Raw genomic sequence first — 17316 nt, 5'->3', positions numbered from 1 at the left:
AATATATTATCATAAATCTTCTTAAATAATTTTGTTTTTCGTGATTAAAAATTTATTAGCTTTGATATTCCACAATCAAAATAATATTTATATGAAAAAACAATTATCAATGATCGGAATGCTTCTCATCACGGGCATTTCTTTCGCTCAGACAGATCGTCTTTGGTCTGAAGGCTCAAGAAAAACAAATTCAGAAGTCTTCGAAAACAAAAATTTTGTTACCAATCCGAAGGTTTTCAGCCTTGATATCAACGGACTGAAAAGCATATTGGCTAAAGCTCCCAAAAGACTGGCTGTGGGTGAAAAATCCATGATCATTATTTCTTTCCCGAACTCAGAAGGGAAAATGGAAAATTTTAAAGTAAAAGAAAATTCAAACTTCGATCCCCAATTGGCTGCAAAGTATCCTGACATCAAATCTTATGTTGGTGAAGGTCTTGACGATCCAAATTCTACCGTTTACTTTAGTATTTCCCAACTAGGATTATCTTCAATGGAAATTTATGGCGATAAATCGGCCGTTTTCATTGAACCTTATACTAAAGATCTTTCTACGTATGTGGTTTACAAAAAATCAGATAAAAAAGATGATCTTAATAAATTTGAGTGCTCCGTAATTGATGTTGCTCAAAAAGGTGTTGCCAATACAAATAGCCTCGCAGCAAGACCCAACGCTGATGATGCCAAACTAAGAACCTTCAGACTCGCACTTTCAAGCACAGGAGAATATACTGCTTATTTCGGAGGAACAAAAGCCAATGCTTTAGCCGCAATGAACAACACCATGACTCGTGTAAACGGAGTTTTTGAAAAAGATTTTGCAGCCAGAATGGTGCTTATCGCTAATAATGATGCGGTAATTTATACCAATGCTTCTACAGATCCTTACGCGGCAGCTTCAGGAATGAGCAGCTGGAATTCTCAACTTCAATCTACTTTAACTTCAGTTATTGGAGAAGCGAATTATGACATTGGCCACTTATTTGGAGCTTCCGGAGGCGGAGGAAATGCGGGCTGTATCGGTTGCGTTTGCACCAACGGCTCAAAAGGTAGCGGATATACTTCTCCGGCAGATGCTATTCCGTCAGGAGATAATTTCGATATCGATTATGTAGCTCATGAAATGGGTCATCAATTCGGAGGAAACCACACGTTCTCTCATACCAATGAAGGAACTGGCGTGAATGTAGAACCTGGTTCAGGATCAACGATCATGGGATATGCAGGAATTACAGCTCAGGATGTCCAGCCTCATTCAGATTCGTTTTTTCATGCGGTAAGCATTCAGCAAATCACCAATAATATTAAAGCTAAAACTTGTCCGGTAAGCACATCAACAGGAAATTCAATTCCAACCGCTAACGCAGGTTTAGATTATACCATCCCTAAAGGAACTCCATTTGTATTAACCGGAACAGGAACTGATGCCAATGGAGATTCTCTAACTTATATTTGGGAGCAAATGGATAGCGCCTCTTCTTCTCAGACAGGAGCAAGCTCAGCTGCAAGTGCTACAAAAGCAACAGGTCCTAATTTCAGATCTTGGACGCCAACTGCTTCGCCAGTAAGATACTTTCCAAGAATGGCTTCCGTTTTAACAGGAGCCACCACAACAGCTGGGTCAGAAATTACAGTTGAAGCTTTGTCTAATGTCGCCAGAACGCTGAATTTCAGATTTACCGTTCGTGATAACAGAGCCGGAGGTGCCGGAAATAATTCTGATGACGCCATTGTTACCGTAAACGGAACAGCGGGACCATTCAGTGTGAGTTCTCAAAATTCAGCAATAGCATATACAGGCGGAAGCTCTCAAACCGTAACCTGGAATGTGGCAGGAACCACCGCAAACGGGGTTAACGCAGCCAATGTAGACATCCTTTGGTCTACAGACAGTGGAAATACCTGGACGACCTTATTAGCAGGAACTCCAAACGATGGAACACAAGCGGTAACTATTCCAAATTCTGCTACCACTACAGGAAGAATTATGGTAAAAGGATCTAATCATATTTTCTTTGATGTAAACAATGCTAATATTACTGTAAATGCAGGTTCAGGAATTATTGATACAACTGCTCCAACTGCCGCTACCCTTTCAGCTTCTGGAACGACTTCTACAAGCACAAACTTGTCTTGGAGCGGAGCAACGGATGCTGTAGGCGTTACAGGCTATGACGTATACCAAGGAACTTCATTGATTGGATCTACAGCTTCAACTTCTTATACCGTGACAAGTTTAACACCATCAACGAATTATAATTTCACGGTTAAAGCAAAAGACGCTGCAGGAAATATTTCGGTTGCCAGTAATTCTGTGAGCGTTACAACTCTTGCAGGAAGTGCCGTTTCTTATTGCTCAGCTACTTCAACAAATACTGCTGACGAGAGAATAGGAAATGTAAAATTCGGAACCATCAATAACACCTCCACAGGAACTGCGGGTTATGAAAACTTCACCGCAATTTCTACGAATGTTACAAGAGGAAGTGCTTATGCTATTTCTGTAACACCGGTTTGGACTTCAACCAACTACAGCGAAGCGTATGCAGTATATATTGATTACAACGGTGATGGCGACTTTACGGATAGCGGAGAATTAGCTTGGTCTAAAGCAGGTTCTACCACCACTCCAGCTACAGGAAGCATCACGATTCCTGGAACAGCAACCGTAGGAACTACAAGAATGAGAGTAATGATGCAATACAGCTCTATCCCAACATCATCTTGTGGATCATACACCTACGGGCAAGTTGAAGACTATACATTAAACATCGTTTCTTCAGGAAAAGGAGTATTATCAGACCCTAAAAACTTATTGACTGATATTAAATTATATCCAAATCCTGTAAGAGATGTTCTGAATGTTTCTAATACAACTTCGGAAGATTATAAAATTTTCGATATGGGTGGAAAACTCATTAACTCAGGAAAACTTCAAAGAGGATCTGTAAATGTAAGCGGTCTTATTAAAGGTGCTTATATGATCCAGATCGGTGAAATCTCAAAAAGATTCATTAAAAACTAATCAAACTTCAGTATTTTAAACTTTGAGATAAAAGGCTGTTCGGAAACGAGCAGTCTTTTTTTTATCGGTAATGAGTAATAGGTAATAAATAATTTTGATTATGAATTAAATCTAATAAATTTCAACACTCCAATTGCCAGTTTAAAACAAAGATAATCTTCATTCAGCTTTAGCTAAAATCTAGTTTTCAATGTTTTTCCACTCGCTTTGTTATACTGAAAGCATCTCAATTTTAAAACTAAAACAATAAATTCCACATTCATTCAATGACAAAACCTGAAAAACTAATCTCTAATTTCTAGCTTCTAACTTCTAAAAATTTTATATTTGCTCTAAATTTAAAATTTCATGGAAAAAATTGATAGTCTGAACCAAGTAGCAGAATTCCATACTACTTTCAAAGCACCTATTTTAGATACCCCACAAATCCCTTCTCCGGAAAGATGCAACCTTAGAGTTGAGCTTTTACAAGAAGAATTAAACGAGTTAAAACAAGCAATTGCAGATAATGATATCGTAGAAATTGCAGATGCTCTTTGCGACTTGCAATATGTTTTAAGTGGTGCGGTTCTGGAATTCGGACTGGGAGATAAATTTGTAGAGCTATTCAACGAAGTTCAGCGTTCTAACATGTCTAAAGCTTGTGACAATGAAGAGCAAGCCAATGAAACAGTGGCGTTCTATAAAGAAAAAGAAGTAGAATCTTTCTATGAAAAATCTGGAGAAAAATTCAATGTATACAGACAGGCAGACCATAAAGTGTTGAAAAACAAATATTATTCTCCTGCCGATCTTAAGACCATTATCGAAAAATAATATGAAAAAAATAATCACAAATGTTGTTACCATTTCTTGCTTAGTCTTGGCAACCCAACAGTTCAGCGCTCAAAAAGTAGTGGTGAACCGCGAAGTTGAGTCTACAAAAGATGGGAAAATGCTTTTAGGTGTTCAAACCAAACAGCAATTTACAAAAGCTCCTTACGCAGATTGGTATGTGAAAGAGCATGATGAGTATGCGATTGATCAAAAAGCGGTTAGTGAGCTTAAAAAAGATAAAATAGGTTCTTACAATATCACTGCTTTTATCGGAACATGGTGTGAAGATAGCCACAGAGACTTTCCAAGATTGATGAAAGTTTTAGAAGCTGCAAAATATCCTGAAGGTAAACTAACGATTATTGCTGTAAACCGCAAGAAAGAATCGCCATCTGGTGAGGAAGGTTTATATAACATTCAAAAAGTTCCTACTATTATTATTGAAAGATATGGCAAGGAAGTTGGAAGGATAATAGAAATGCCTACAACAGGTTATATAGAAAGAGACTTGGTTGAAATTTTAAATAAAGACGACCAATCTGTGATCAAAGAAATATTTAAAAAATAGATTTGAAAAATATTAGAATTATTATCCCATTTTTAGCAGGAATTCTCATCATGTTGGTCCTGTTTTTTAGCCTTAAATCTTGTTTGAACCTTGGAGGAAAAACGGAGAAATCAGATTATTACATCCTGACCAACCAAATCTCTAAGATGAATAAAATGGTGGTTTTAGAGCAAAATGTTTCAAGCATGCAGAAAACGAAAATGGGCTATGAGATGTTCGGAAGTGAGGTTTCGAGCAACAGCATCATTACGTACACGAAAACCAATGCACAAGTTTCTTACGACTTAAACAAAATGAAAATGGAGATAGATTCTATCAATAAAAAATTGATCATTACAGAACTGCCGAATGCTGATATAAGAATTACGCCAAGTGTAGAAATACAATCTCTGGATGATTCTTTTTTCAATAGAATCTCTGAAAAAGACATTAAAAATGTAACTCAAAAGGCTAAAGATGTAGCCATTAATTCTATTGATCAAAATAAGCTAAGAAACGAAGGACATCAGCAGTTAATAGAAAACCTGAATAATATCTTCGTGCTGGCAAAAGCATTGAATTACACCATAGAAGATAAGACCGGGAAAATTGGTACCTTAGGACTCTAAAATAAAAACCATGGATCCAAAAGAAAACAACAAAGGTAAATCTTCAGAAGTACAAGCTGATCAGGATGTAAACACTTCTTCGTTATCGAAAAAGACAAAAGAAAACGAAAAAGAGAATGTTCCCAACTCTACAACCAATAAATCTGGAAAGAACGGAGGTTAATTCTGTTATTTAATGATAGAAATTTTATCATATTTTCATTTTGGCAAAGGCTTTGAACTATACTGCATAAGACAAAACAAGTCAACTCGGTATTGTAAAACTTTAAAAAATGAAAGCTATGAATAATTCAAAAGAGAACAACAAAAAGAAAGAATCTACGAATTCTTCTGAGTCGAAAAAGCAAAATCAGGATTTCCCTGATATCCCTGCTTCATCAAAAAAGACCAGTCCTCCGGATATTGAAAAAGAAGACATTCAGAAAGCTTCTAAAAATAAATCCGGAAAAACGGACAATACAGATCAATAAAAAATTAAAAGTCTGCTTCGAAAGAGGCAGACTTTTATAAAAAAAAATAAAATCAAACTTATAGTATACTATACGATCGTGGACTTTCCTATTTTAACATTCTCGAAATTGTAATATGTTTTTTCAGAATATTTAATATAATCTACGATAAAGTCTCCTACTTCACTTGTTGAATAAGATTGCTCAGAATTAAGATCCGCAGTAACATATTTATTTTCAATGGCATGTTCTACAGATTCTCTTAGTTTATATGCTGCATCTTCTAATTTTAAATGATCCAACATCATGGCCGCACTTAAAATAGAAGCAACAGGATTGGCAATTCCTTTTCCTTTTGCCTGAGGATAAGATCCGTGAATCGGTTCGAATAAAGCATTGGAATTTCCAATAGAAGCTGATGGCAACAATCCTATTGAACCTCCGATAACACTGGCTTCATCAGAAATAATATCTCCAAACATATTCTCTGTTAAAATAACATCAAACTGTTTTGGATTTAGAATCAACTGCATCGCTGCATTATCTACGAACATAAAATCTAAGGTAACATCAGGATATTCTTTCGCAATTTCCTTACACACTCTTCTCCATAATCTGGAAGTATCCAAGACATTGGCTTTATCGATAAGGGTTACTTTTTTTCTTCTTTTCTGCGCATCTTGAAAGGCAAGATGTGCAATCTGAATAATATCTTCTCTGCTATATCTGCAAACATCGTATGCATAAGCTCCGTCTTCTTCCGTAAATTTTTCACCAAAATAAATTCCACTGATCAATTCTCTGTAGATTTGAATATCAGTCCCTTCAATAATTTCTCTTTTTAATGGACTTTTTGAAATCAATGAAGAATAGGTTTTCAGAGGCCTGATATTCGCAAAAAGACCTAACTCTTTACGAAGTCTTAGAAGCCCTTGCTCAGGTCTTACTTTTGCATCAGGATTGTTATCGAATGAAGGATCTCCGATGGCACCAAACAGTACAGCATCAGAGTTTTTACAGAGTTCAAGCGTATCTTCCGGCAACGGATTTTCCGTTTGAAAAATAGCTTCTGCGCCTATCATTCCGTATTTAAAATCAAAATTACAATTGAACAAACCTCCAATGGTATTCAATATTTTCACACTCTCATTGGTAACTTCAGGGCCTACGCCATCTCCGGGAAGTACCGCGATTTTAAAATAATTACTGTTCATACTTTTTGTGTTTTTAGTTCAAATTCTTGTATCACCTGTTTTTTGCTGATTAAAAAATCAATATCGTCATAGCCATTTAAAAGGCATATTTTTTTATAAGAATCAAGTTCAAAACTTTCTGTTTTGCCTTTAAAAGTGATCATCTGTTTTTCTATATCAACGAAAATCTCACTTTCTGGATTTTCTGTGATCTCAGTTAAAATTTCTTTTAAAAATTCTTCTGAAACTTTTACAGGAAGCAATCCGTTGTTGAGTGCATTTCCTTTAAAAATATCAGCAAAAAAACTTGATACTACTACTTTAAAACCATAATCCGTCAAAGACCATGCCGCATGTTCACGGCTGCTTCCACATCCAAAATTATTACCTGCAACAAGAACCTCTCCGCTGTATTTTATATCATTTAAAACAAAATCAGGATTGGGTTCATTGGTATGAACGTTGTACCTCCAATCTCGGAAAAGATTATCTCCAAAGCCTTTTTTATCGATACTTTTTAAAAATCTTGCCGGAATAATTTGATCTGTATCTATATTTTCTACCGGCATTGGTACGGCACGCGATTGTATTGTAGTTAGTTTTTGCATTGGTATATTGTAAATAATTTAAATAAAAGCTGCTTTTGAGAATAGGGAAAACACATCATTGAACATGCACAAAAGCAGCATTCTCTCTCATCATTTGTTTTATTATTTTTTTTAATTTAAATTTTCAAAGACAGAAATTCGTCCTTCAATGGCAACTTTCGCTGCAGTTAACGGACTTGCCAAAATAGTTCTGGAACCCTGCCCCTGTCTGCCTTCAAAGTTTCGGTTAGATGTTGAAACACAGTACTCCCCTTCCGGAATTTTATCATCATTCATTGCTAAGCAAGCAGAGCATCCGGGTTGCCTGATCTGAAATCCTGCCTCATTAAAAATCTTATCAAGTCCTTCTTCATACAATTGTTTTACAACCAATTGGGATCCGGGAACAATCAAAGCTTTTACATCCTGAGACTTATTTTTTCCTTTAATATATTCGGCTGCTGATCTGAAATCTTCAATTCGGGCATTGGTACAACTCCCTATAAACACGTAATTTACATGGATATCAGAAAGAGACTGCCCCGCTTTTAATCCCATATATTGCAACGCTTTTTCTTCGGATTCATTTTGAGGTGCAGGAATCACTTCATGCAATGGAATTCCCATTCCGGGGTTAGTTCCATAAGTAACCATAGGCTGTATTTCTGAAGCATCAAATGTAAATTCTTCATCAAAAGTAGCACCTGATTCTGTTTTCAACGTCTTCCAATAGGCTAATTTATCTTCCCATTCCTGCTCTTTTGGAGCAAAAGCCTTCCCTTTTATATAGGAAAAAGTGGTTTCATCCGGAGCAATCATTCCTCCTCTGGCTCCCATTTCGATACTCATATTACAAACAGTCATTCTTCCTTCCATCGACATTTCTTCAAAAACCTGTCCGGCATATTCACAGAAATATCCTGTTCCACCATTTGTCCCGACTTTAGAAATAATATAAAGAATAACATCTTTGGGCTGAACGTTATTTTTTAATTTCCCATTCACCGTTATTCTCATTGCTTTAGGTTTATTAAGCAACAAGCACTGGCTTGCAAATACCTGCGCTACCTGGCTTGTTCCTATTCCAAAAGCAATAGATCCAAAAGCACCATGCGTAGAAGTATGGCTGTCACCGCAAACAATACTCATTCCCGGTTGTGTAATTCCTAGTTCAGGAGCAATAATATGCACAATCCCCTGATACTGATGCCCCAAGCCAAACAATTCAATATTGTTTTTCTTGCAGTTTTCTGTCAGACACTCTACCTGATTTCTAGATAATTCATCTTCTATCGGTAATTCCTGATGCAGCGTAGGAACATTATGATCTGCTGTAGCTACAATTTGCTTAGGCCTGAATACTTCAAGATTTCTGGCTTCAAGTTCCGCAAAAGCCTGAGGACTCGTTACCTCATGAATTAAATGTTTATCGATATATATAATTTGAGGGCCATCCGGAATCGTTTCTACAACATGCGCATCCCAAACTTTATCAAAGAGTGTATTTTTATTATTGTTCATTTTTGAGGTATTTGATTTAAAACGCTCCTATCCTATTTTTCTGCTAAAAGCTGTCATCATCATCATATGAAGATCTTCGTTGTCTATTTCTTTTTTCATATCGGCGGCTTTTAAAAATTCATGATATAAAAATCAAGTTCATTTTTAGTAACATCAAAACCAATATGCTTAAAACGATAGGCCAACGCTGAACGCCCGCTTCTGGCAGTAAGAACGATAGAAGATTCATTAACACCCACATCTTCAGGATTAATAATTTCGTATGTTTCTCTATTTTTAATAACGCCATCCTGATGAATTCCTGAGCTGTGAGCAAAAGCATTAGCTCCTACAATTGCTTTATTAGGCTGAACATATACGCCCATCAAGTCCGAAACCAACGTACTTATCTTGTTAAGCATTTTTGAATTGATACCTGTATGTAAATTTAAATCTGAATGTTGTTTTAGAATCATGACGACTTCCTCCAGCGCTGTATTTCCAGCTCTTTCTCCAAGTCCATTAATTGTACATTCAATTTGTCTGGCTCCATTTACAACGCCTGAAATTGAATTAGCAGTTGCCAATCCTAAATCATTGTGGCAGTGACACGATAATATCGCTTTATCAATACCTTTTACATTTTCTTTTAGATATTTAATTTTTGCACCATATTCTTCGGGAAGGCAATATCCTGTAGTATCAGGAATATTAAGAACCGTTGCTCCGGCTTTAATGGCTTCTTCACATATTTTTGCCAAGAAATCATTATCTGTTCTTCCGGCATCTTCTGCATAAAATTCTACATCTTCAACAAAGCTTTTGGCGTATTTTACTGCACCAACAGCCCGTTCTATAATATCTTCTCTTGTAGAATTGAATTTATATTTAATATGAGAAGCTGAAGTCCCTATTCCTGTATGGATTCTTGGTCTTTTAGCATATTTCAGGGCTTCTGCAGCTACTTCTATATCTTTTTTATTGGCTCTGGTTAATCCGCAAACCCTAGCATTTTTTACTAATTTTGAAATTTCAGTAACAGAATGAAAATCTCCCGGACTAGAAACCGGAAACCCAGCTTCAATCACATCAATTCCTAATTCATCCAGTCTTTCTGCAATGGTTAATTTTTGCTCTGTATTAAGCTTACACCCAGGAACCTGCTCCCCATCTCTCAACGTCGTATCAAATATTTCAATTTTTTCGGAATTCATAATGATGTTTTTACTTAATTTTGAATCAAAACTAAAGATTGAATATTTTTTTTATTTTCATATTAACTTAAATATACAATATTCAATAGATGAAAAATTAAAATCAAACAAATGATAATCAAGTATTTAAATCATTAAAATTTACAATGGCAGAATTACAAAAAGATTTTTTATTTGTACTCATTAAATCGTTAACAACTTCCGAAAAACGACAATTTAAGCTCTATGTGAACCGCTTAGGAATCAATATAGATGCAAAATTCTTGCTGCTTTTTTCAGAATTGGACAAAATGAATGAATATGATGAAAAGATTATTCTAGAAAAAAAAATATCTACGAAACAACAGCTTTCTAACCTCAAAGCGCATCTTTACAAACAACTTTTGGTAAGTCTTCGTATGAATCCGAGCCATCAAAACTCTCGAATTCAACTTCGGGAACAACTGGATTTCGCCAATATTCTTTATCAAAAAGGCCTTTACAAACAAGCCTTAAAAATCTTAGATAAAACGAAACAGTCTGCCTTAGAATTAGATGAAAAAAGCATCGCCTCCGAAATTATTAATTTAGAGAAAGTAATTGAATCACAATTCATTACACGAAGCATCGCAGGAAGAGCTGAAGAATTAATCAAGCAGTCTAAGGCAGTAAGTAAACAAAACCAATATACAACGCAGCTTTCTAATCTTTCATTGAAATTATACAGTGAAATGCTTACGCATGGTTATGTAAAGAATGATGAAGGGCGAGAAGAAATTTTAGAAATATTCAATTCACAGATCAAAAATATAAAACCTTTCAAGCTTAATTTCACAGAGAAATTATGGTATTATAAAGCACATGTATGGAAAAACCAACTGTTACAGGATTATAAATATACGTTGAAATACGCCTTTCAATGGGTGGAATTATTTCATCAAAACCCTGAAATGATTGCCAGCCATCCTGTTTGGTATATCAAAGGAAACACCTATCTGCTTAAGATTCTTTTCCTTTATGGTAACATTGATATTTTGGAAAAACAGTTTGAGAATTTTAATAAAATGGTGAATTCTCAAAGTTTTGCCCAGAATGAAAACTTGCAGTCCCTTATTTTTCTGACGCATTATAATACGTTGATGAATATTCACTTTATAAAAGGGGAATTCTTCACAGGAACCAAGCTCATCCCTGAAATAGAACTGAAGATGGAAAAACTTCGGGATAAAATTGATGAGCACCATTTTATGATTTTCTATATTAAAATGGCGGCCATGCTTTTTGGAAGTAAGAAATACAATGAATCTCTGGAATATTCTAAGAAAATCATTGAATCAAAAGGAATGGTACAGGAGGATTTATTATTTCATACCCGAATTCTGATCTTAATGTCGAAACATGAATCAGGAAACGATGAAGATTATGATGAATTTATCAAAGCAACACTGAAGTTTACGCATAAAATGAAGAAACCGGAAGAGTTTCATTTTGAAAGCATTGACTTTTTTAAAAATTTGAACAATCTGGTTTTAAATAAAAGACAAGAAGCCTTTGAAGCTTTTGATAAAAAACTGGCCCTTTTTTCTGAAAATGAATACTATAGAAGATCACTTTTCTACATTGATATTCATGGTTGGGTACAATCTAAGGTTCAAAATGTAGATGTTATAGAAATTATTAAACGAAAAGTAAAATATAAAAAGAGAAATTAAATGGCAGTTTAACATTTATTACTGCCATTTACTATATTTATTTCCATAATCTCGTGATAAAATTCACTGCATTTTTATGACTGATCTTTTCCATAATTTCAGGAGAAAAATCTGCTGCTAATTTTTTATTGATGGAATTGTATTTTGTGGCATCTTTAAACTCTTCAAAGAAAAAAGGATAACGGGATTGATCTGGATGTTCAGCGTCAAAGAAAAAGTCGGCTCCATACGCAATACAATTTTCAGCGCCTAAATCTAAACCGTACTGAATGTGTTCATACAATCTTTCCGGATGTTGAAGATCAATATAATCTTTAATGAAGTTAAGTCCGATTACCCCTTCTCTTTTAATCACTTCTTTTACCAATTCGTCAGGAAGATTTCTATCATTTTTATATACATTTCTATAATTAGAATGGCTCGCAAGAATGGATATGTTGTAATTTCTCTGATCAATATAATTCAGGATGTCATAGGCTAGTTGGTCACTTGTATGAGCCAAATCGATCGCAATTTTCTTATCTGCCAGGTAATCAATAAGTACTTTTCCATCCTCTTTTAAGCCTGCTTCAGAATTATTTCCACCTCCGAAACGATTTTCAGAGTGATGCGTAATCCCTAAATACAATACTTTTTGGGTATTTTTAATAATCGTTTCAAGGTTTTTAAATCCGATATCCAGATTCATTTCCTCTTCACAAAATGATGATGCATTTTCAATAGCAGCAAGAACGCCTACCCGATCATTATTATCAATATTGTTGTATTTTTCAGTGTCAAAAAGGAAAAAATTATCGGTATTCAATAGATCTGCGAAAATTTCACTTTGCAGAATTCCTTCTTCTGTACTATTCTTTGCTGTAGCAGCATAAATTGCCATTACCTGAAGCTTTACATTTCCTTCTTTTAAATAAGGTAGCGCACATCTTACTTCTTTATCATTCGGTTTTGAGTTTTCTTTTAATAAATAGTATAATAAGTCGCAGTGTAAATCTATATTTAAGTCATTCATAATGAGTACATAAATTATTTATAGAAAATTTAAAAAGTTTTTATTTACTTTTAGCATTAAATATTGCCTTAAATATACGTTAATATACCATTTTAAATAAAAAATGCGTATTTTTGCAACTTAAAATTTCTTAGTAAACAATGATAAAAATTACACTTCCAGACAATAGTGTCAAAGAATTTGAAGGAGCAGTTACTCCTTTAGATGTGGCAAAATCTATAAGCGAGGGATTGGCTAGAAACACCATTTCCGCAATTGTTAACAACAAACAAGTAGAGACCACCACACCTATAACCACGGATTCTACGGTACAATTGTTAACCTGGAATGACGATCTTGGAAAGAAAGCATTCTGGCATTCTTCTGCTCACCTTTTGGCGCAGGCGATTATGGAATTTTATCCTCATGCTAAGTTAACAATCGGTCCAGCGATCGAAAGTGGATTCTATTATGATGTAGATTTCGGAGACGAAAGTTTATCTGATAAAGATTTTGAGAAGATTGAAAAGAAAGTATTAGAAAATGCTAAAAAAGCTTCAACATTCTCATTATACCCTGTATCTAAAGAAGAAGCGTTAAAAACGTATGCAGATAATCCTTACAAAGTTGAGTTGATCTCTAATCTTAATGATGGAGAAATTACTTTTGTAACGCATGATAATTTCACAGATTTATGTCGTGGAGGACACATTCCAAACACTGGAATTGTAAAAGCGATGAAAATTCTAAATGCAGCGGGAGCGTACTGGAGAGGAAATGAAAAAAATCCTCAATTAACAAGAGTGTATGGTATTTCTTTCCCTAAACAGAAAGATCTTACGGAACATCTTGAAAGATTAGAAGAAGCTAAAAGAAGAGATCACAGAAAACTAGGTAAAGAATTAGGGATTTTCGCATTCTCTGAAAAAGTAGGTGCCGGCTTACCACTTTGGTTGCCAAAAGGAACTGCTTTGAGAAGAAAACTAGAGAATTTCCTTTCTGTTGCTCAGAAAAAAGGAGGTTATGAATTTGTAATGTCTCCACATATTGGGTCAAAAGAATTATACGTAACTTCGGGGCACTGGGATAAATATGGAGCAGATAGTTTTCAGCCGATCAAAACGCCTAATGAAGGAGAAGAATTCTTATTGAAACCGATGAACTGTCCTCACCACTGTGAAATCTACAAAACTTCACAATGGAGCTACAGAGATCTTCCTAAAAGATATGCAGAATTCGGAACGGTTTACAGATACGAGCAAAGTGGAGAACTTCACGGATTAACAAGAGTACGTGGATTTACTCAGGATGATGCTCACCTTTTCTGTACTCCGGATCAACTTTCGGAAGAATTTGAAAAGGTAATTGACTTAACACTTTATGTATTTAAGTCTTTAGGATTTGAAGATTTTGTCACTCAGGTTTCTTTAAGAGATCCTGAAAACAAAGAAAAATATATCGGTTCTGATGAAAATTGGGAGAAAGCCGAAAGCGCGATCATTAACGCGGCAGAGAAAAAAGGATTAAAAACAGTTATCGAATACGGAGAAGCTGCATTTTATGGCCCTAAGCTAGATTTCATGGTGAAAGATGCTTTAGGAAGAAAATGGCAGTTAGGAACTATTCAGGTAGATTATAACTTACCGGAAAGATTTGATCTTCATTATATCGGAAGCGATAATGAAAAACACAGACCGGTAATGATACACAGAGCGCCATTTGGCTCTATGGAACGTTTTATCGCGATTTTATTAGAAAATACTGCAGGAGATTTCCCATTATGGTTAAGCCCTGAGCAGTTCATCATTCTACCAATCAGTGAAAAATATGTAGATTATGCGAAAAAAGTTTCACAATTTTTAGAAAATCACGATATTAGCGGTCAGATAGATGACAGAAATGAGAAGACGGGTAAAAAGATCCGTGATGCAGAATTAAACAAGATCCCATTCATGCTGGTTGTAGGAGAAAATGAGGAGAAAGATGGAACGATTTCTATAAGAAGACGTGGAGAGGGAGATCTTGGAGTGATGAATATGGAAGATTTCGTCAATTATTTTAAAAAAGAAGCAGCAATTTAATAATTGCTAAATAGAAAGTTAACCAATAAAATTTAATACAATAGCACAAAGATTTAACAACAGGGGCCCACAAAGACGTCCTGTACAGGAGGACTTACACTTGATCAACGATAAAATTCGTGTGAGAGAGCTTCGTTTGGTGGGCGATAACGTAGAGCCGGGAATTTATCCAATTGATAAAGCAAGACAATTTGCTGCAGAGCAAGAATTGGATCTTGTGGTAATTTCCGATAAGGCAGAACCGTTTATTGCAAGAATATTAGAATATAAAAAATTCTTATATGAGCAAAAGAAAAAACAGAAAGAGCTTAAAGCTAAGCAAGTAAAAGTGGTAGTAAAGGAGATCCGTTTCGGACCTCAGACTGATGACCATGATTATGAGTTTAAGAGAAAGCACGCTGAAAAATTCTTAGAAGAAGGTTCAAAATTGAAAACCTACGTATTTTTTAAAGGACGTTCGATTATCTTTAAAGATCAGGGAGAAATCTTACTTCTAAAACTAGCTCAAGAATTAGAGCACGTTGGAAAAGTAGATCAGTTGCCTAAACTGGAAGGAAAAAGAATGATTATGATGATGAGTCCTAAAAAACCAGCAAAATAATTTAAGTAGATTTTAGATCTATTCTTTAAAATATAAACCTCAAAGCAATTTGAGGTTTTTTGTTTTAATGAATGTTCCGTTAATTAATTATTAAAGTTAACCTATGTCAATATCTAGTGAGAAGTTTAGCTCTACATTTGCTTTAGAAATAACAAAGAAACTTTTTTAATTAATAACAATATAAACAAAATAATATGAGCACACTAAAATTAAAAGACGGAACAGAGATTTACTATAAAGATCAAGGAGAAGGACCAACATTGATGTTTCACCACGGATGGCCTTTGTCATCAGATGACTGGGATGCACAGGTGATCTTTTTCTTACAAAAAGGTTTTAGAGTGATTACTCATGACAGAAGAGGTCATGGACGTTCCAGCCAGAATATTTACGGTCACAATATCGAAACATACGCTGCAGATGCTGCTGAATTAGTAGAATTCCTTGATCTGAAAGAGGTCATTCACATCGGACACTCCACAGGAGGTGGTGAAGTCATTCGTTATGTTAACAAATACGCAAATGGCAGAGCAAAAAAAGCAGTATTGATCAGTGCTGTTCCACCAATTATGGTGAAAAGCGAAAGCAATCCTGACGGTGTACCCATGGAAGTTTTTGATGGTATCAGAGAACAGACCCTGAACAACAGACAACAGTTTTATATTGATCTGACTATTCCTTTCTACGGATATAACAGAGAAGGTGCTGTTATAAAGGAAGGGATCCAAAGAAACTGGTGGAGACAGGGAATGATGGGAGGTATTGTTGCTCATTATGATGGTGTCAAAGCGTTTTCTGAAACTGATTTCAGAGAAGATTTGCAATCGGTTGAGATTCCTGTTTTAGTATTGCATGGAGAAGACGATCAGATTGTACCTTATCAAAATGCAGCATTAAAATCAATTAAATTATTGAAAAACGGTAAGCTTATCACTTATCCAGGTTTCCCTCACGGAATGCCTACTACAGAAGCGGCAACAATTAATAAAGATCTTTTAGAATTTTTTACATCATAATTTAGTTTACATATCATAAAAACTGTGAGTGATTGTATCACTCACAGTTTTTGCTTTACGTTATAAATAATATACAGTAAGCGGTGAAACTTCCGACATAAGAGGACTCCTCTCCCAGCCTTAAAAAAATCTTTCAGGTCTCACTTTTTTTTCGTAATTTTGCACCCTATTATTCTGGAGATTCTCCAGAGACCAATACAGATATTGATAACAAAAACATAAAAAAGCAAGACAATGCCAAAATTAAAAACGAAATCAGGTGCTAAGAAGCGTTTTAAACTTACCGGAACTGGAAAGATTAAAAGAAAAGGTGCTTTCAAAAGCCACATTTTGACAAAAAAGGAAACTAAGCAAAAGAGAAATCTTACGCAAACTTCTTATGTTGCAAAAGTGGACGAAAAAAGCGTTAAGCGTCAATTAGCAATTCAGTAGTTTTTATAAATCCTTTATTCGGTTTATAAGAATAACAATTCAATATTTAACCCTGAAATGGTGCAGATAAGTGTAATGAAACAGTTTACCGCCCTTTTCAAAAAAACAATTTAAATTATGCCTAGATCAGTAAATGCCGTAGCTTCAAGAGCTCGCAGAAAGAAAATTATTAAGCAAGCTAAAGGTTTTTTCGGTAGAAGAAAGAACGTTTGGACTGTAGCTAAAAATGCCGTGGAAAAAGCAATGCAATATGCTTACCGTGGTAGAAAAGAGAAAAAGAGAAATTTCAGATCACTTTGGATCATGCGTATCAACGCAGGAGCTAGAGAGCACGGAATGTCTTACTCTCAGTTTATGGGAGCTCTTAAAAAGAACAACATCGAGCTTAACAGAAAAGTTTTAGCTGACTTAGCTATGAACTATCCTGAAGCTTTCAAAGCTGTTGTAGATCAAGTAAAATAATGTAAAATTTTTTGTTATCAATATAAATCCCGAGTTTTTTGCTCGGGATTTTTTTATTATCTACATTTGCTGAATTATTAAA

General features: G+C 35.1%; 16 protein-coding genes and 1 pseudogene. 12 read left to right on the top strand and 5 right to left on the bottom strand.

The features are described from left to right. Positions 1-91 precede the first annotated feature (91 nt). From AMQ68_RS01875 to AMQ68_RS01855, 6 genes are all read left to right on the top strand, one after another. Complete coding sequence (locus AMQ68_RS01875) at positions 92-3025, top strand: reprolysin-like metallopeptidase (protein WP_054508937.1); 2934 nt, start codon at positions 92-94, stop codon at positions 3023-3025. 348 nt (positions 3026-3373) lie between these two features. Next, on the top strand, positions 3374-3841 hold the full coding sequence (locus AMQ68_RS01870) for a nucleoside triphosphate pyrophosphohydrolase family protein (protein WP_054508936.1): 468 nt from the start codon (positions 3374-3376) through the stop codon (positions 3839-3841). A 1-nt stretch (position 3842) separates the two neighbouring features. Next, complete coding sequence (locus AMQ68_RS01865) at positions 3843-4409, top strand: thioredoxin (protein WP_054508935.1); 567 nt, start codon at positions 3843-3845, stop codon at positions 4407-4409. Positions 4410-4411: 2 nt separating this feature from the next. After that, positions 4412-5017 carry a DUF4230 domain-containing protein gene (locus AMQ68_RS01860; RefSeq protein ID WP_054508934.1) on the top strand — a complete coding sequence of 202 codons (606 nt, stop codon included), beginning with the start codon at positions 4412-4414 and terminating at the stop codon, positions 5015-5017. 10 nt (positions 5018-5027) lie between these two features. Then, positions 5028-5180 (top strand): hypothetical protein, encoded by a 153-nt coding sequence (locus AMQ68_RS25235; protein WP_160317957.1) that lies wholly within the window; start codon positions 5028-5030, stop codon positions 5178-5180. A 118-nt stretch (positions 5181-5298) separates the two neighbouring features. After that, positions 5299-5487: a hypothetical protein gene (locus AMQ68_RS01855; protein ID WP_054509982.1), complete on the top strand. Its 189-nt coding sequence runs from the start codon at positions 5299-5301 to the stop codon at positions 5485-5487. Between the two features lie 68 nt (positions 5488-5555). Here the strand turns inward: AMQ68_RS01855 and leuB are convergent, their stop codons facing one another. The 4 genes and pseudogenes from leuB to AMQ68_RS01835 all read right to left on the bottom strand — a co-directional run bounded on the left by leuB (position 5556) and on the right by AMQ68_RS01835 (position 9960). Beyond that, positions 5556-6680 (bottom strand): 3-isopropylmalate dehydrogenase, encoded by a 1125-nt coding sequence (gene leuB, locus AMQ68_RS01850; protein ID WP_054508933.1) that lies wholly within the window; start codon positions 6678-6680, stop codon positions 5556-5558. Continuing rightward, positions 6677-7267 carry a 3-isopropylmalate dehydratase small subunit gene (gene leuD, locus AMQ68_RS01845; protein ID WP_054508932.1) on the bottom strand — a complete coding sequence of 197 codons (591 nt, stop codon included), beginning with the start codon at positions 7265-7267 and terminating at the stop codon, positions 6677-6679. The genes leuB and leuD overlap by 4 nt, the downstream gene beginning before the upstream one ends. Positions 7268-7378: 111 nt before the next feature. After that, positions 7379-8767, bottom strand: coding sequence for a 3-isopropylmalate dehydratase large subunit (gene leuC / locus AMQ68_RS01840; protein WP_054508931.1), 1389 nt, complete (start codon positions 8765-8767; stop codon positions 7379-7381). 27 nt (positions 8768-8794) lie between these two features. Continuing rightward, positions 8795-9960: pseudogene (locus tag AMQ68_RS01835) on the bottom strand (2-isopropylmalate synthase). A 146-nt stretch (positions 9961-10106) separates the two neighbouring features. Between AMQ68_RS01835 and AMQ68_RS01830 the strand changes: the two are divergent. Further along, complete coding sequence (locus AMQ68_RS01830) at positions 10107-11651, top strand: hypothetical protein (protein WP_054508929.1); 1545 nt, start codon at positions 10107-10109, stop codon at positions 11649-11651. 37 nt (positions 11652-11688) lie between these two features. Here the strand turns inward: AMQ68_RS01830 and AMQ68_RS01825 are convergent, their stop codons facing one another. Next, positions 11689-12663, bottom strand: coding sequence for a dipeptidase (locus AMQ68_RS01825; protein WP_054508928.1), 975 nt, complete (start codon positions 12661-12663; stop codon positions 11689-11691). Positions 12664-12803: 140 nt separating this feature from the next. On the opposite strand from AMQ68_RS01825, the gene thrS reads away from it, so the two are divergent. The 5 genes from thrS to rplT all read left to right on the top strand — a co-directional run bounded on the left by thrS (position 12804) and on the right by rplT (position 17234). After that, complete coding sequence (thrS, locus tag AMQ68_RS01820) at positions 12804-14723, top strand: threonine--tRNA ligase (protein ID WP_054508927.1); 1920 nt, start codon at positions 12804-12806, stop codon at positions 14721-14723. Positions 14724-14823: 100 nt separating this feature from the next. After that, positions 14824-15324, top strand: a complete 501-nt coding sequence (gene infC, locus AMQ68_RS01815) for a translation initiation factor IF-3 (RefSeq protein ID WP_175549546.1) — start codon at positions 14824-14826, stop codon at positions 15322-15324. 194 nt (positions 15325-15518) lie between these two features. Continuing rightward, positions 15519-16340 carry an alpha/beta fold hydrolase gene (locus AMQ68_RS01810; protein ID WP_054508926.1) on the top strand — a complete coding sequence of 274 codons (822 nt, stop codon included), beginning with the start codon at positions 15519-15521 and terminating at the stop codon, positions 16338-16340. Positions 16341-16574: 234 nt separating this feature from the next. Next, positions 16575-16772 carry a 50S ribosomal protein L35 gene (rpmI, locus tag AMQ68_RS01805; RefSeq protein WP_054508925.1) on the top strand — a complete coding sequence of 66 codons (198 nt, stop codon included), beginning with the start codon at positions 16575-16577 and terminating at the stop codon, positions 16770-16772. A gap of 117 nt (positions 16773-16889) precedes the next feature. Next, the gene (rplT, locus tag AMQ68_RS01800) at positions 16890-17234 is read left to right on the top strand and encodes a 50S ribosomal protein L20 (RefSeq protein WP_054508924.1); all 345 of its coding nucleotides are present in this window, start codon (positions 16890-16892) and stop codon (positions 17232-17234) included. Positions 17235-17316 lie beyond the last annotated feature (82 nt).

The organism is Chryseobacterium sp. ERMR1:04, assembly GCF_001297705.1.
Classification (GTDB): Bacteria; Bacteroidota; Bacteroidia; order Flavobacteriales; family Weeksellaceae; genus Chryseobacterium.
The sequence above is the reverse complement of the archived record's forward strand: the minus strand, read 5'-3'. Positions and strand labels throughout refer to the sequence as shown.

Excerpts from the sequence above, each read along its gene's own strand:
- AMQ68_RS01875 (WP_054508937.1), top strand. The coding sequence starts at position 92 with ATGAAAAAACAATTATCAATGATCGGAATGCTTCTCATCACGGGCATT.
- AMQ68_RS01870 (WP_054508936.1), top strand. The coding sequence starts at position 3,374 with ATGGAAAAAATTGATAGTCTGAACCAAGTAGCAGAATTCCATACTACT.
- AMQ68_RS01865 (WP_054508935.1), top strand. The coding sequence starts at position 3,843 with ATGAAAAAAATAATCACAAATGTTGTTACCATTTCTTGCTTAGTCTTG.
- AMQ68_RS25235 (WP_160317957.1), top strand. The coding sequence starts at position 5,028 with ATGGATCCAAAAGAAAACAACAAAGGTAAATCTTCAGAAGTACAAGCT.
- AMQ68_RS01855 (WP_054509982.1), top strand. The coding sequence starts at position 5,299 with ATGAATAATTCAAAAGAGAACAACAAAAAGAAAGAATCTACGAATTCT.
- leuB (WP_054508933.1), bottom strand. The coding sequence starts at position 6,680 with ATGAACAGTAATTATTTTAAAATCGCGGTACTTCCCGGAGATGGCGTA.
- leuD (WP_054508932.1), bottom strand. The coding sequence starts at position 7,267 with ATGCAAAAACTAACTACAATACAATCGCGTGCCGTACCAATGCCGGTA.
- leuC (WP_054508931.1), bottom strand. The coding sequence starts at position 8,767 with ATGAACAATAATAAAAATACACTCTTTGATAAAGTTTGGGATGCGCAT.
- AMQ68_RS01830 (WP_054508929.1), top strand. The coding sequence starts at position 10,107 with ATGGCAGAATTACAAAAAGATTTTTTATTTGTACTCATTAAATCGTTA.
- AMQ68_RS01825 (WP_054508928.1), bottom strand. The coding sequence starts at position 12,663 with ATGAATGACTTAAATATAGATTTACACTGCGACTTATTATACTATTTA.
- thrS (WP_054508927.1), top strand. The coding sequence starts at position 12,804 with ATGATAAAAATTACACTTCCAGACAATAGTGTCAAAGAATTTGAAGGA.
- AMQ68_RS01810 (WP_054508926.1), top strand. The coding sequence starts at position 15,519 with ATGAGCACACTAAAATTAAAAGACGGAACAGAGATTTACTATAAAGAT.
- rpmI (WP_054508925.1), top strand. The coding sequence starts at position 16,575 with ATGCCAAAATTAAAAACGAAATCAGGTGCTAAGAAGCGTTTTAAACTT.
- rplT (WP_054508924.1), top strand. The coding sequence starts at position 16,890 with ATGCCTAGATCAGTAAATGCCGTAGCTTCAAGAGCTCGCAGAAAGAAA.